The following is a 12,621-nucleotide window of genomic DNA, read 5'->3' on the forward strand; positions in this document are numbered from 1 at the left end:
TCTGTCAGAGCCCTCTGGCAGGACTCTCCGAAGGAGCGAGCGACGATGCCCGAGCTGAGGTCCCGCACAGTCACCCACGGCCGCAACATGGCGGGCGCCCGCGCCCTTATGCGCGCCTCCGGTGTACCCGGTGCGGACATCGGGCGGAAGCCGATCATCGCCGTCGCCAACAGCTTCACGGAGTTCGTCCCCGGCCACACCCACCTCGCGCCGGTCGGCCGGATCGTCAGCGAGGCGGTCGTCGCGGCCGGCGGCATCCCGCGCGAGTTCAACACCATCGCCGTGGACGACGGCATCGCGATGGGCCACGGCGGCATGCTCTACAGCCTGCCCTCCCGCGACCTGATCGCGGACAGCGTGGAGTACATGGTCGAGGCCCACCGCGCCGACGCCCTGATCTGCATCTCCAACTGCGACAAGATCACCCCGGGCATGCTCAACGCGGCCCTGCGCCTGAACATCCCGACGGTCTTCGTCTCCGGCGGCCCGATGGAGGCCGGCCGCACCACCCTGGTCGACGGCTCGGTCCGCACCCTGGACCTGATCGACGCGATGGTCGAGGCCGCCAACGACAAGGTCTCCGACGCCGACGTCCTCCGCATCGAGGAGAACGCCTGCCCCACCTGCGGCTCCTGCTCCGGCATGTTCACCGCCAACTCGATGAACTGCCTCACCGAGGCGATCGGCCTGTCCCTGCCCGGCAACGGCTCGGTCCTGGCCACCCACACGGCCCGCAAGCAGCTGTACGTCGACGCGGCCCACACGGTCATGGACCTCACCCGCCGCTACTACGAGCAGGACGACGACTCGGTCCTGCCCCGCAGCATCGCCACCTTCGCCGCGTTCCAGAACGCCATGGCGCTGGACATCGCGATGGGCGGATCGACCAACACGATCCTGCACCTGCTGGCCGCCGCCCAGGAGGCAGAGGTCCCCTTCGGCCTGCCCGAGATCGACGAGCTGTCGCGCCGGGTGCCGTGCCTGGCGAAGGTCGCGCCGAACGTCGCCAAGAACCGTACGTACTACATGGAGGACGTGCACCGCGCCGGAGGCATCCCCGCCCTCCTCGGCGAACTGCACCGCGCGGGCCTGCTCGACGAGGACGTCCACTCCGTGCACAGCCCGTCCCTGGCGGACTGGCTGAAGACCTGGGACATCCGGGGCGGCTCGCCGTCGGCGAAGGCCGTGGAACTGTGGCACGCGGCGCCCGGCTGCGTCCGCTCCGCCGAGGCCTTCTCCCAGTCCGAGCGCTGGGAGTCCCTCGACGAGGACGCCGAGAACGGCTGCATCCGCTCCGCCGAGCACGCCTACTCCAAGGACGGCGGCCTCGCGGTCCTGCGCGGCAACCTCGCCGTCGACGGCTGCGTGGTCAAGACGGCCGGCGTCGACGAGTCGATCTGGACCTTCGAGGGCCCGGCGGTCGTCTGCGAGTCGCAGGAGGAGGCCGTCGAGAAGATCCTGACCAAGCAGGTCAAGGAGGGCGACGTCGTCGTCATCCGCTACGAGGGCCCCAAGGGCGGGCCGGGCATGCAGGAGATGCTCTACCCGACCTCGTACCTGAAGAGCCGGGGTCTCGGAAAGGCCTGCGCCCTGATCACCGACGGCCGCTTCTCCGGCGGCACTTCTGGCCTGTCCATCGGCCACGCCTCCCCGGAGGCCGCCTCCGGCGGCACGATCGCCCTCGTCGAGGACGGCGACCGCATCCGCATCGACATCCCGAACCGTTCGATCGACCTCCTGGTCGACGACGCCGAACTGGCCCGCCGCGAGCAGGCCCTGGGCGGGACGTACGCACCGAAGAACCGCGACCGGAAGGTCTCGGCGGCCCTGCGGGCGTACGCGGCGATGGCGACCAGCGCGGACAAGGGCGCCGTGCGGGACGTGAGCAAACTGGGCTGACCCCCGCGAGACTCCGGGAGGCTCCGCGAGGCTCCGGGAGGCTCCACGAGGGACCGAGGGCCGCCACCCCATGACCGGGGGGCGGCCCTTTCCCGTACGGGTCACGGGTTCCAGCTCAGATTCGGGTCATCGGGCCCGTTCCCGTACGGGCCACCGGCGCGCTACCAGTCCGACGGCTCACGACCGTCCACCGCGAAGACGGTGCCGTCCGGGGCGGACGCGTAGACCCGGTCGCCCACGATCACCGGTTCGGGCAGGGCCGCCGCGACCCGGTCCGCGTTGCGCCCGAGCCGCGGCGACGTCTGGCCCACGAGCTGGCCCGCCCGCGCGTCGACGGCGAGGAGGCGACCGTCCGGGGCGGTGAAGTACACGTGCCGGCCGTCGGTGACCGGCGTCGAGCCGCGGGTCACCGACGTCTCCAGGCGCCACAGCTGCCTGCCCGCGCCCATGTCCACGGCCACCACCGATCCGCCGCTCCCGACGAGGTGGACGATGTCCCCCCGCACCGTGCCGTGGGCCTGCTGCACCGGCACCGGAAGGGCGACCCGCCGCACCGCGCGGCTGCCCGGGGTGTAGCGGACCACCGCCTTCGTGTCCCCGTAGACCGCGTCGACGGCGGTGAGGAACACCGACCCGTCCGCGCTGCCGAGCGGTTTCAGGGCGCCCTCCAGCCGGGCGTCCCACCGCACGTCCCCCGTCTTCGGGTCGACCGCGGTGAGGCGGGTGCTCGTTCCGTCGGCGGAGGTGCTCGCCGCGTACGCCAGCGGGTGGCCGTCGAACGAGGAGAAGTACGGCACCGCGTGGCCCGGCACCCGCCGGCTCCACCGCGTCTCGCCCGAGGCGCTGTCCACGCCGGTGACCGTCCCGTCGGTGCCGGTGAGCAGAAGCATGTCTCCGGCGCTCACCAGGCCGTTGTACGCGGGCATGGACCGCCGCCAGCGCACCTCGCCCGAGGCGGGATCGAGCGCCTCCCTGCGACGGCCCTGCTCCAGCGAGGGCTGCACGAGCCCGCCGGACAGCACGGGCGGCCCGCTCACGTGCGTCCGGGCGACGGACTGCCGCCACAGCAGGCGGCCGTCGGCCGGATCGAGGGCGAAGACCAGCCCGGACTGGGCACACAGCACCTTGTCCCGGCCGTACGCACACTGCGGTGTGCTCTCCTTGGACCCCGGCGCCGTCTCCCAGGCGCTGAAACCGGCGGCCTTCGTACGCGTACTGCTCTCGGGCGCCGGTCCCGTACCGCCGGACCACTGCACCGACGCCAGCACACCGGCGACGGCCAGCCCGACCAACCCGGCCGCCAGGGCCACCCGACGACCCGTCCGACGCCTCCTGACCCGTCGCTCGGACCCCTCCACGGGGGACCCGGGGCGGGACCGGGCTTCCGACTCCGGTCCCCGCTCCGGGCCCGGGACCGGTTCCGGCTCGGATGTCCGTCCCGGCCCCGGCACCGGACGACGACCCGGGCCCTGACCTGCTCCCGGACCTTGACCTGTTCCCGGACCCTGACCTGTTCCGGCTCCGGGCTCCGGTCCCGCTCCGGGTTCCGGCTCCGACTCCAGCGCCGCCGGATCGCTCGTCCGCTGCGCCGGTATGAACGCCTGCGTGTCGTACGAGGCCGCCACCGAGCGCAGCTCCCGCATCAACTCGTCCGGCGAGGGCCGCTCCTGCGGCTCCTTGGCGAGGCATCGCAGGACCAGCGGCGCGAGCTCCTCCGGTACGCCGGTCAGCTCCGGCTCGTCGTGCACCACCTGGTAGGCGACGACGTACGGGCTGTCGGAGTCGAACGGTCCGCGCCCGGTGGCCGCGTGCACCATCACCGACCCGAGCGCGAAGATGTCGGCGGCCGGCCCGACCTCCCGGGGCCGCCGGAACTGCTCGGGCGCCATGAACGGCGGAGTCCCGATCAACTTGCCGGTCTCGGTGCGCAGTTCACTGTCCTTCGGCCGGGAGATGCCGAAGTCGATGACCTTCGGCCCGTCCTCGGCGAGCAGGACGTTGCTCGGCTTGAGGTCCCGGTGCACGACGCCGACCCGGTGGATGTCGCGCAGCGCCTCCGCGAGCCCGGCCATCAGACGGCGCAACTGGCCCGGAGCCATAGGCCCGTTCCGCTTCACCTGTTCGGCGAGGGTCGGGCCGGGGATGAACAGCGTCGCCATCCAGGGCCGTTCGGCCTCCGGGTCGGCGTCCACGACCGGCGCGGTGAAGGCGCCGCTGACCCTGCGGGCCGCACCCACCTCCTGCCGGAACCGCCCCCGGAACTCGGGGTCCCTGGCGAACTCCGCGTGCACGACCTTCACCGCGAGCTTCATCCCGGAGGTGCTCCGGGCCAGGTGCACCACGCCCATGCCGCCCGATCCCAGACAGGACTCCAGACGGTAGTGACCGGCGTATTCGGGAAGTTCCGCTTCCGCGCCCGCCCCGGCGTTCCGCTGTGGCGCCAATGGGACCACCCCCGTGCTGTCTGTCCGCGCGCGCGACGCTCGGAGCCTAGTCGATGACTCGTACGGGACAGAGGCGGCTTGCTAGCCTCCGTGTGCGAGTCGCGCGTCTGTGTTTCGTCGCGTGATCCGGGGGAATCAACGGGACCCCATGGCAGTCATGGGGCGCAACGGGGGAGGTTTGCATGTCTGTTGACCGCGTCGAAGAGGCGCCGGACAGGGTCGAAGCGGACAGAGTCCAAGAGGTCGCGGACGGAGGCGGTTCGGAGCCGGTCGTCCTGGCCGTGCAGACCACGGCTGTGACGTACTACCCGGTGGCCCCGGGCTACCGCCTCAACGTCCGCAGCGGCCCCGGCACCGGTTACCCCGTCGTCCGGGTCCTCCCGGAGGGCGCCAAGGTCCCGATCTACTGCCAGACACCGGGCACCACGATCACGGGTCCGTACGGCACCAGCAACATCTGGGACAACATCGACAACGGCGAGTACGTCTCGGACGCGTACGTGAACACCGGCAGTGACGGCTACGTCCGTCCGCGCTGCGGCTGAACCCGGCCGGAGCCCGCGGCGGTGCCGGAGCCATAATCGAGCCGTGAGCGACGAAACCGGCACCACGGACACCCCCGCGGGCTCCACGCCCTCCACCGGACCGCGCCCGGAGCCCCTCCGCTTCTTCGGCACGACCTGGGTGGACCACGACGGCGGCTACACCGCCCGCCGCATCGGCGTCGCCGTCGGCTCGCTCGCCGTGGCGGCCGCCGTCTGCCTCGTCCTGCGCCTCGCCTACGAGGGGCTTCAAATCGCCGCCATCGGCCGGTTCGTCACCCTCCTGATGGTCGTGATGTTCGCGATCTGCAGCGCGCTAGCCTTCCGGCACACCTGGGACGGTTTCACCCGCCGCCCCGACCCCGAACGCCAGGCCTCCCTGCGCGGCCTGCTGGCCATCGGGTTCATCGGCTCCCTCCTCGCGTACTTCTTCCGCTCCCTCACCGAGGCGCCCGGCGAGAAGCTGCACCGCGAGGAGTACGAGGCGGCCCGCGAACAGCACGAGAAGCGCGCCACCCGCCGCTCGGGCAACCCGTTGAAGAAGCGCCGCCGCTCCTGACCCCCTCCGCATCGCCCGGCCGCCGCCTCTCACCGAAAACTCACCCCGCCCCGGGCCCGTCCGCGGCCACCATGGCCGTATGACCACACGGCCCTCAGCCCTCCGGCCCACCGAATCCCGCCCCACCGCCGGGACCGGGGCGGCCGGGATCCGGGCGTCCGAGCGCCCCACAGCCGAGCCCCACACCGCCGAGCCCCACACCGCCGAAGCCCCGGCCTCCCACGAAGAAGGCCACGCCACCCAGGCCGCCACCTGCTCGGGCGCCGTCCCCGGCCAGAACCCGCACGCCGCCCGCGGCCACTCCTTCAACGCGGCCGCGGCCCAGTACGCCGCCAACCGCCCCTCCTACCCACCCGCCCTCTTCGACGCGCTGGAAGAGCTGGCCGGCCGACCCCTGGCCGGCGCCCGCGTCGCGGACGTCGGGGCCGGCACCGGCATCGCGACCGGCCTGTTGCGCGCCCGCGGCGCCGACGTGATCGCCGTCGAGCCCGGCGCCGGCATGACCGCCCAGTTCCGCCGCACCTTGCCCGACGTCCCGCTCGTCCGCGGCGACGGCGACGACCTGCCCCTCGCCGACGCCTGCGTCGACCTCGTCACCTACGCCCAGGCCTGGCACTGGACCGACCCCGCCCGCTCCGTCCCGGAGGCCCTGCGCGTCCTGCGCCCCGGCGGCGCGCTCGCCCTGTGGTGGAACACCGACGCCCTGGACGTGCCGTGGATCGCCGAGGCGGCCGACCGCACCGCCCGGCACTTCGGTGTGAACGTCGCCGCCGAGAAACGGAACGTCAACGCCCAGGCCGCCGACCCCACCGGCCGCCTCCGCTTCACCCGCCGCACGGTCCGCTGGAGCCGTCGCGTCCCCCTCGACACCCATCTCGCCAACATCGCCAGCCACTCGGTCCTCCTGGTGCACGACGAGGAACGCGGCGCCGCCTTCCTCAGCGAGGAGCGCGAACACCTGCTCAAGGTCTTCCCCGACGGAATCGTCGAAGAGGTCTACGACGTCAGGCTGCTCGTCGCCCCCACCACCCCCGACACCGCCTCCAGCCCCTCTTCCGACTGACCCCCGCCCCAGAGAGGTCCACGGTCCCCGCTTGACGCCCTCCTCCGCACGGGAGCACTATTCATCACATGATGAATTACGCCTCCGGTCCACCCCGCCCGGCAGCGGAACCCCCCGACGGCACCCCCGCCATCCGCGCCGGGAACCTCACCGTCGTCCGAGGGCCCCGCACCGTCCTGCGCGGCCTCGACTTCACCGTCCCCCGGGGCCAGATCACCGGGCTGCTCGGCCCCTCCGGCTGCGGCAAGTCGACCCTCATGCGCGCGATCGTCGGCACCCAGGCCAAGGTCACCGGCACCCTCGACGTCCTCGGCCACCCCGCGGGCCACCCCACCCTGCGCACCCGCGTCGGCTACGTCACCCAGGCGCCCTCCGTCTACGACGACCTGACGGTCCGCCAGAACCTCGACTACTTCGCCGCGGTCCTCGACCCCGGCCGAACGGCAGCCGAACGCCGCCACGACCACGTCACCCGCGCGATCGCCGACGTCGACCTCACCACCCACGCCGACTCCCTGGCCGGCAACCTCTCCGGCGGCCAGCGCAGCCGCGCCTCCCTGGCCGTGGCCCTCCTCGGCACTCCCGAACTGCTGGTCCTCGACGAACCCACGGTCGGCCTCGACCCCGTCCTCCGCCGCGACCTGTGGCACCTCTTCCACGACATCGCGGCATCCCGTGGCGCCACCCTCCTCGTCTCCTCGCACGTCATGGACGAGGCCGAACGCTGCCACCGCCTCCTGCTCATGCGCGAGGGCGAGATCCTCGCCGACGACACCCCCGAGGCCCTGCGCACCCGCACCGGCTCCGACACGGTCGAGACAGCGTTCCTGCACCTGGTCGACGAGGCGACAGCGGCAGGCCGCAGGAAGGAGACCTCCCGATGACCACGACGACCACACCGGCCGCGACGGCTCCGCCCGCCCCGACGAGCCCCCTCAACGCCTCCCGCACCCTCGCCACGGCGGCCCGGGTCCTGCGCCAGCTCCGCCACGACCCGCGCACCATCGCGCTGATGATCCTCGTCCCCTGCCTGATGCTGTTCCTGCTGCGCTACGTCTTCGACGGCAACCCGCGCACCTTCGACAACATCGGCGCCTCACTCCTGGGCATCTTCCCCCTGATCACGATGTTCCTGGTCACCTCCATCGCCACCCTGCGCGAACGGACCTCGGGCACCCTCGAACGCCTCCTCGCCATGCCCCTCGGCAAAGGCGACCTCATCGCCGGCTACGCCCTCGCCTTCGGCACCCTCGCGATCATCCAGTCGGCCCTCGCCACGGGTCTGGCCCTGTGGTTCCTCGGCCTGGACGTCACCGGCAGCCCCTGGCTCCTGCTCCTCGTCGCCCTCCTCGACGCCCTCCTCGGCACAGCCCTCGGCCTCTTCGTCTCGGCCTTCGCGGCCTCCGAGTTCCAGGCGGTCCAGTTCATGCCGGCGGTGATCTTCCCCCAGATCCTCCTCTGCGGCCTGTTCACCCCGCGCGACAAGATGCACCCCGTCCTGGAGGCCGTCTCCAACGCCCTCCCCATGTCCTACGCCGTCGACGGCATGAACGAAGTCCTCCAGCACACCGACATGACCGCCGCATTCGTACGCGACGCCCTGATCGTGGCGGGCTGCGCCCTGCTGGTCCTGGCCCTGGGTGCGGCGACACTGCGCCGCCGCACCCCGTAGACCCTGCCGCCGCACCCCGTAGACCCTGCCGCCGCACGCCGCACGCCGCACGCCGCACGCCGCACGCCGCACGCCGCACGCCGCACGCCGCGCACGCACGGCAACGGCACCTGGCACCAGCACCGGTCCCCTGCGCCGCCACCACCACCGACGTTCCGCCCACCGGACACCCCACCCCGCGCACCCCTCCCGGGTGCGAGGATGAACCCGGACGACGCAACTCCCGGAGGGCACCCGCAGCCATGACCCAGAAAGTCGCAGTCCTCGGCACCGGCAAGATCGGCGAAGCCCTGCTCAGCGGAATGATCCGAGCCGGATGGGCCCCGACCGACCTCCTGGTCACCGCCCGCCGTCAGGAACGAGCCGAAGAACTCCGCACCCGCTACGGCGTCACCCCGGTCAGCAACGCCGAGGCCGCCAAGACCGCCGACACCCTGATCCTCACGGTCAAGCCGCAGGACATGGGCACCCTCCTCGACGAACTCGCCCCGCACGTGCCCGCCGACCGCCTGGTCATCAGCGGAGCCGCCGGCATCCCCACCGCCTTCTTCGAGGAGCGCCTCGCCCCCGGCACCCCGGTCGTCCGCGTCATGACGAACACCCCCGCCCTCGTCGACGAGGCCATGTCCGTCATTTCCGCCGGAAGCCACGCCAGCGAAGCCGACCTCGCCCACGCCGAGGAGATCTTCGGCGCCGTCGGCAAGACACTGCGCGTGCCCGAGTCCCAGCAGGACGCCTGCACCGCCCTCTCCGGCTCCGGCCCGGCCTACTTCTTCTACCTGGTCGAAGCCATGACGGACGCCGGCATCCTGCTCGGCTTGCCCCGCGACAAGGCCCACGACCTGATCGTCCAGTCCGCGATCGGCGCGGCCACCATGCTCCGCGACAGCGGCGAACACCCGGTCAAGCTCCGCGAGAACGTCACGTCCCCCGCCGGCACCACCATCAACGCCATCCGCGAACTCGAGAACCACGGTGTACGAGCCGCCCTCATCGCCGCCCTCGAAGCCGCCCGCGACCGCAGCCGCGAACTGGCCTCCGGCAAGAAGGACTGATCCGCCCGGGCGCGGTCACCCGGCCGCGCCCACCACCTCCTTCGTCGTCACCACGCGAGCGAAACCGCCCCCGTGCAACGACACCGCCGACGCCTGCGCCACCTCGTCCGCACTCCGCCGCCAGCCGAACGGCCCCACCAGATCGAAGGTGTACGTCGCGTCGTAGGCCACCACCACGTCGTACCCGAGGTTCCCGCCCATCCGGGCCGTCGTCTCCACGCACATGTTGGTCTGGATCCCGGCCAGCACGACCTGTGAGATCCCCTCCGCCCTCAGCCAGGCGTCGAGGTCCGGCGTTCCGTAGAAGGCCGAGTTCACGGTCTTCGCCACCAGCAGCTCGGCACCCGCGCCCCCTTTCCCGCGCCGCCGCTCCACGTACTCCTTGAACTCGTTGCCCACGTACCCCGGCCGCAGCGGCGACACCGGCTCGACGGAGTCATGCCGCACGAAGACGACCGGCCGCCCCGTCGCCTGCCACACATCGATGAGCGAGGCGATGGCGTCATCGGCCCCGGGATGGTTCCGAGGCCCCCAGAAGTCCACCTCCTCGAAGCCCTTCTGCACGTCGACGACCACCAGCGCTGCGTTCTCCGCGATCTCCATGCCCACGATCCTGACGCGGCCTCGCCCGACGCCCCAGAGGTGCAGAAGCCGTCGATCGATGGTTTACTGCCAGTCGTGGCCGCCCAGAGCAGAACGAGAGACGGCGACCGCCCGTATCGCGTGGCCCTCGTCGCCTTCCCCGGCATCCGTGCCTTCGACGTCTCCGTCATCACCGAGGTCTGGGGCGCCGACCGCACCGACCGCGGCGTCCCCGCCTTCGAACTGCGCCGCGTCGCCACCGACAAGACCACCCCCGTCCCGATGCGCGGCGGCCTCACCCTCCTCCCCGACCGCAGCCTCACCTGGCTCTCCCGTGCCGACCTCGTCCTCATCCCCGGCCTCGACGACCACCTCACCCCCGCACCGGCCCCCGTCCTCGACGCCCTCCGCCGCGCCCACGCCCGCGGCACCACCCTCGCCGCCCTGTGCGGCGGCGCCTTCACCCTCGCCCAGGCCGGACTCCTCGACGGCCGCCGCGCCATCACCCACTGGAACCTCGCCGACCTCCTCCGCGCACACCACCCCCATGTCACCGTCGTCCCCGACGCCCTCTTCATCGAGGACGACAACATCTGGACCGCGGCCGGCACCGCCGCCGGCATCGACCTCTGCCTCCACCTGGTCCGCCAAGCCCACGGCGCCGAGACGGCCGCCACCATCGCCCGCTCCATGGTCACGGCGCCCTTCCGCACCGGCACCCAGGCACAGTTCATCGAGCACCCCACCCCCCGCGCGGACCGGGACGCCGACACCCTGGCCGCTGTACGCGAACACGCCCTGCGCCACCTGCACGAGCCCCTCACGGTCGCCGACCTGGCCGCCCACGCCGGCATGTCCGCCCGCACCTTCGCCCGCCACTTCACGGCGGCGACCGGCACCACGCCCCTGCGCTGGCTCCTGGACCAGCGCATGGCAGCCGCTCAGAAGCTCCTCGAACGCACCGACCTCCCCATGCCGGAGGTCGCCCGCCGCGCCGGCTTCGGCAGCGAGGTCACGATGCGCCAGCACTTCGCATCGCGCCTCGCCACCAGCCCCCGCGCCTACCGCACCGCGTTCAGCGCGGCACCCGTGTCAGGAACGGCCGGCAGCAACCCGATCGCGCGATAAGCGGCGTCCACGATCGGCCGCGCCATGGCCCGCGCCCGCTCCGCGCCATCCCGCAGCACCCCCTCCACATAGCCAGGATCCGCGCACAACTCCTTGTGCCTCTCCTGTACGGGCCTGAGGAGCTCGACCACGGCCTCCGCGGTGTCCGCTTTCAAAGCGCCGTACGACTCATACACACCGCTCAGGTCCGCGGGGCTCCCACCCGTGCACGCCGCGAGGATCTCCAGCAGATTCGCCACTCCGGGCCGGGCCTCCCGGTCGTAGACGACCTCCCGCCCGCTGTCGGTCACGGCGCGCATGACCTTCTTCCGCACCACGTCCGGCTCGTCGAGCAGATAGACGACCCCCGGCCCGACGTCGTCGCTCTTGCCCATCTTCGACGTCGGATCCTGCAGATTCATCACCCGCGCGGCCACCCGCGGAAGAGTGGCCCGCGGCACCACGAACGCATGCCCGTACCGCTGGTTGAACCGCACCGCCAGATCCCGCGACAGCTCCACGTGCTGGGCCTGGTCGTCCCCGACGGGCACCTCGTCCGTCCCGTACGCCAGGATGTCCGCCGCCATCAGCACCGGGTACGTCAGTAGCGACAGCCGCACGCTCCCGCCCCGCACCCGCTCCCGCGCGGCCTTCTCCTTGTACTGGATCATGCGCCGCATCTCCCCGTCGGTCGCCACGCACTCCAGCAGGTACGACAGCCGCGCGTGCTCGTCCACATGACTCTGCACGAACACCGTGCAGAGCTCCGGATCCAGCCCCGCCGCCAGCAGCAACGTCGCCGCCTGCCGGCTCAGCCGACGCACCCGCGCCGGATCGTGCTCCACGGTCAGCGCGTGCAGATCGACGACGCAGAAGAGCGCGTCCGCCCGGTGCTGGTCGACCGCGACCCACTGCCGCATGGCCCCCAGGTAGTTCCCCAGCGTCAGATGCCCGGTCGGCTTGACCCCGCTGAAGACCCGTGTCATCCCTACTCCACCTCCTGGTCGAGGTCGCCGCCCGGCGGGCCGCCCCTCTGGAGTTCAGGAGGGAGAAACACGAACGGCCGCCGAGAGGCGGCCGTTGAGTGCATACGTGAGACGGCCGCCGTCAGGCGGCCCACCACTGCCGGGTGCACGTACGCGTCGTCATAAGCCTCAGAGTACGCCCCGGTGCGCCGGGCGGACCGAAGTTGACACGCCCCTGCCCGCTCCGTACTGTTCTCCGAGTTGTCCGACGTGAGCGCCGACCCCGGTCGGTCCCCGGACAGCCATTCCGCAGGTACCACCCCACTCGACGACAGTCACCTGTCTGTCGTCGCGTCATTGGCATGCGTATTTACGGAATGAGGAATCCCCGTTCGAAAAGGACGCGGCCCCCGATTAGCTCGGGAGTCGGGAATCCGCTAAAGTCTCACCTCGTCGGAACGGCCCAACAGCCGGGAAGGCAGCCCCCGCTGACAGGGAATCAGGCCCGAAAGGATCTGATAGAGTCAGAACCGCCGGAAAGGGAAACGCGGAAGCGGAACCTGGAAAGGCAGCCGAAAGGCAAATCCCGCCGACCGGGAATCGGGTCCGAAAGGATCTGATAGAGTCGGAAACACCGAAGGGAAGCGCCCGGAGGAAAGCCCGAGAGGGTGAGTACGAAGGAAGCGTCCGTTCCTTGAGAACTCAACAGCGTGCCAAAAGTCAACGCCAGATA

11 protein-coding genes are annotated in these 12,621 nt (G+C 71.8%); 8 read left to right on the plus strand and 3 right to left on the minus strand.

The genetic code is table 11. From position 1 onward, the window contains the following. The first annotated feature begins 45 nt into the window (after nucleotides 1-45). Nucleotides 46-1,899 (plus strand): dihydroxy-acid dehydratase, encoded by a 1,854-nt coding sequence (gene ilvD, locus ACFPZJ_RS11345; protein ID WP_381020089.1) that lies wholly within the window; start codon nucleotides 46-48, stop codon nucleotides 1,897-1,899. Nucleotides 1,900-2,060: 161 nt separating this feature from the next. Here the strand turns inward: ilvD and ACFPZJ_RS11350 are convergent, their stop codons facing one another. Then, on the minus strand, nucleotides 2,061-4,343 hold the full coding sequence (locus ACFPZJ_RS11350) for a serine/threonine-protein kinase (RefSeq protein WP_381020091.1): 2,283 nt from the start codon (nucleotides 4,341-4,343) through the stop codon (nucleotides 2,061-2,063). Nucleotides 4,344-4,525: 182 nt separating this feature from the next. Here ACFPZJ_RS11350 and ACFPZJ_RS11355 point away from each other — a divergent pair, with 182 nt between their 5' ends. The 6 genes from ACFPZJ_RS11355 (at nucleotide 4,526) to proC (ending at nucleotide 9,234) form a co-directional block, all read left to right on the plus strand. Next, the gene (locus ACFPZJ_RS11355; RefSeq protein WP_381020093.1) at nucleotides 4,526-4,888 is read left to right on the plus strand and encodes an SH3 domain-containing protein; all 363 of its coding nucleotides are present in this window, start codon (nucleotides 4,526-4,528) and stop codon (nucleotides 4,886-4,888) included. A 43-nt stretch (nucleotides 4,889-4,931) separates the two neighbouring features. Beyond that, on the plus strand, nucleotides 4,932-5,444 hold the full coding sequence (locus tag ACFPZJ_RS11360) for an EamA/RhaT family transporter (protein WP_381020095.1): 513 nt from the start codon (nucleotides 4,932-4,934) through the stop codon (nucleotides 5,442-5,444). 79 nt (nucleotides 5,445-5,523) lie between these two features. After that, nucleotides 5,524-6,507 (plus strand): class I SAM-dependent methyltransferase, encoded by a 984-nt coding sequence (locus ACFPZJ_RS11365; RefSeq protein ID WP_381020097.1) that lies wholly within the window; start codon nucleotides 5,524-5,526, stop codon nucleotides 6,505-6,507. Nucleotides 6,508-6,575: 68 nt separating this feature from the next. Beyond that, on the plus strand, nucleotides 6,576-7,391 hold the full coding sequence (locus ACFPZJ_RS11370) for an ABC transporter ATP-binding protein (protein WP_381020098.1): 816 nt from the start codon (nucleotides 6,576-6,578) through the stop codon (nucleotides 7,389-7,391). Next, nucleotides 7,388-8,179: an ABC transporter permease gene (locus ACFPZJ_RS11375; RefSeq protein ID WP_381020100.1), complete on the plus strand. Its 792-nt coding sequence runs from the start codon at nucleotides 7,388-7,390 to the stop codon at nucleotides 8,177-8,179. Before ACFPZJ_RS11370 ends, ACFPZJ_RS11375 begins: the two co-directional genes overlap by 4 nt. A 242-nt stretch (nucleotides 8,180-8,421) precedes the next feature. Continuing rightward, complete coding sequence (proC, locus tag ACFPZJ_RS11380; protein ID WP_381020102.1) at nucleotides 8,422-9,234, plus strand: pyrroline-5-carboxylate reductase; 813 nt, start codon at nucleotides 8,422-8,424, stop codon at nucleotides 9,232-9,234. A 15-nt stretch (nucleotides 9,235-9,249) separates the two neighbouring features. On the opposite strand, the gene ACFPZJ_RS11385 is transcribed toward proC, so the two are convergent. Next, nucleotides 9,250-9,837 (minus strand): cysteine hydrolase family protein, encoded by a 588-nt coding sequence (locus tag ACFPZJ_RS11385; protein ID WP_381020104.1) that lies wholly within the window; start codon nucleotides 9,835-9,837, stop codon nucleotides 9,250-9,252. A 75-nt stretch (nucleotides 9,838-9,912) separates the two neighbouring features. Between ACFPZJ_RS11385 and ACFPZJ_RS11390 the strand changes: the two genes are divergently transcribed. Next, nucleotides 9,913-10,944 (plus strand): GlxA family transcriptional regulator, encoded by a 1,032-nt coding sequence (locus ACFPZJ_RS11390; protein ID WP_381020106.1) that lies wholly within the window; start codon nucleotides 9,913-9,915, stop codon nucleotides 10,942-10,944. Here the strand turns inward: ACFPZJ_RS11390 and trpS are convergent. Further along, nucleotides 10,878-11,909, minus strand: coding sequence for a tryptophan--tRNA ligase (gene trpS / locus ACFPZJ_RS11395; protein WP_381020108.1), 1,032 nt, complete (start codon nucleotides 11,907-11,909; stop codon nucleotides 10,878-10,880). The genes ACFPZJ_RS11390 and trpS overlap by 67 nt on opposite strands. Between the last annotated feature and the right edge of the window lie 712 nt (nucleotides 11,910-12,621).

The organism is Streptomyces bullii (assembly GCF_042657145.1).
In the GTDB taxonomy this organism is placed as follows: domain Bacteria; phylum Actinomycetota; class Actinomycetes; order Streptomycetales; family Streptomycetaceae; genus Streptomyces; species Streptomyces bullii.

Bases quoted from the DNA above. Each gene is read 5' to 3' on its own strand.
- ilvD (WP_381020089.1), top strand. From the start codon at position 46: ATGCCCGAGCTGAGGTCCCGCACAGTCACCCACGGCCGCAACATGGCG.
- ACFPZJ_RS11355 (WP_381020093.1), top strand. From the start codon at position 4,526: ATGTCTGTTGACCGCGTCGAAGAGGCGCCGGACAGGGTCGAAGCGGAC.
- ACFPZJ_RS11365 (WP_381020097.1), top strand. From the start codon at position 5,524: ATGACCACACGGCCCTCAGCCCTCCGGCCCACCGAATCCCGCCCCACC.
- ACFPZJ_RS11370 (WP_381020098.1), top strand. From the start codon at position 6,576: ATGATGAATTACGCCTCCGGTCCACCCCGCCCGGCAGCGGAACCCCCC.
- ACFPZJ_RS11375 (WP_381020100.1), top strand. From the start codon at position 7,388: ATGACCACGACGACCACACCGGCCGCGACGGCTCCGCCCGCCCCGACG.
- proC (WP_381020102.1), top strand. From the start codon at position 8,422: ATGACCCAGAAAGTCGCAGTCCTCGGCACCGGCAAGATCGGCGAAGCC.
- ACFPZJ_RS11385 (WP_381020104.1), bottom strand. From the start codon at position 9,837: ATGGAGATCGCGGAGAACGCAGCGCTGGTGGTCGTCGACGTGCAGAAG.
- trpS (WP_381020108.1), bottom strand. From the start codon at position 11,909: ATGACACGGGTCTTCAGCGGGGTCAAGCCGACCGGGCATCTGACGCTG.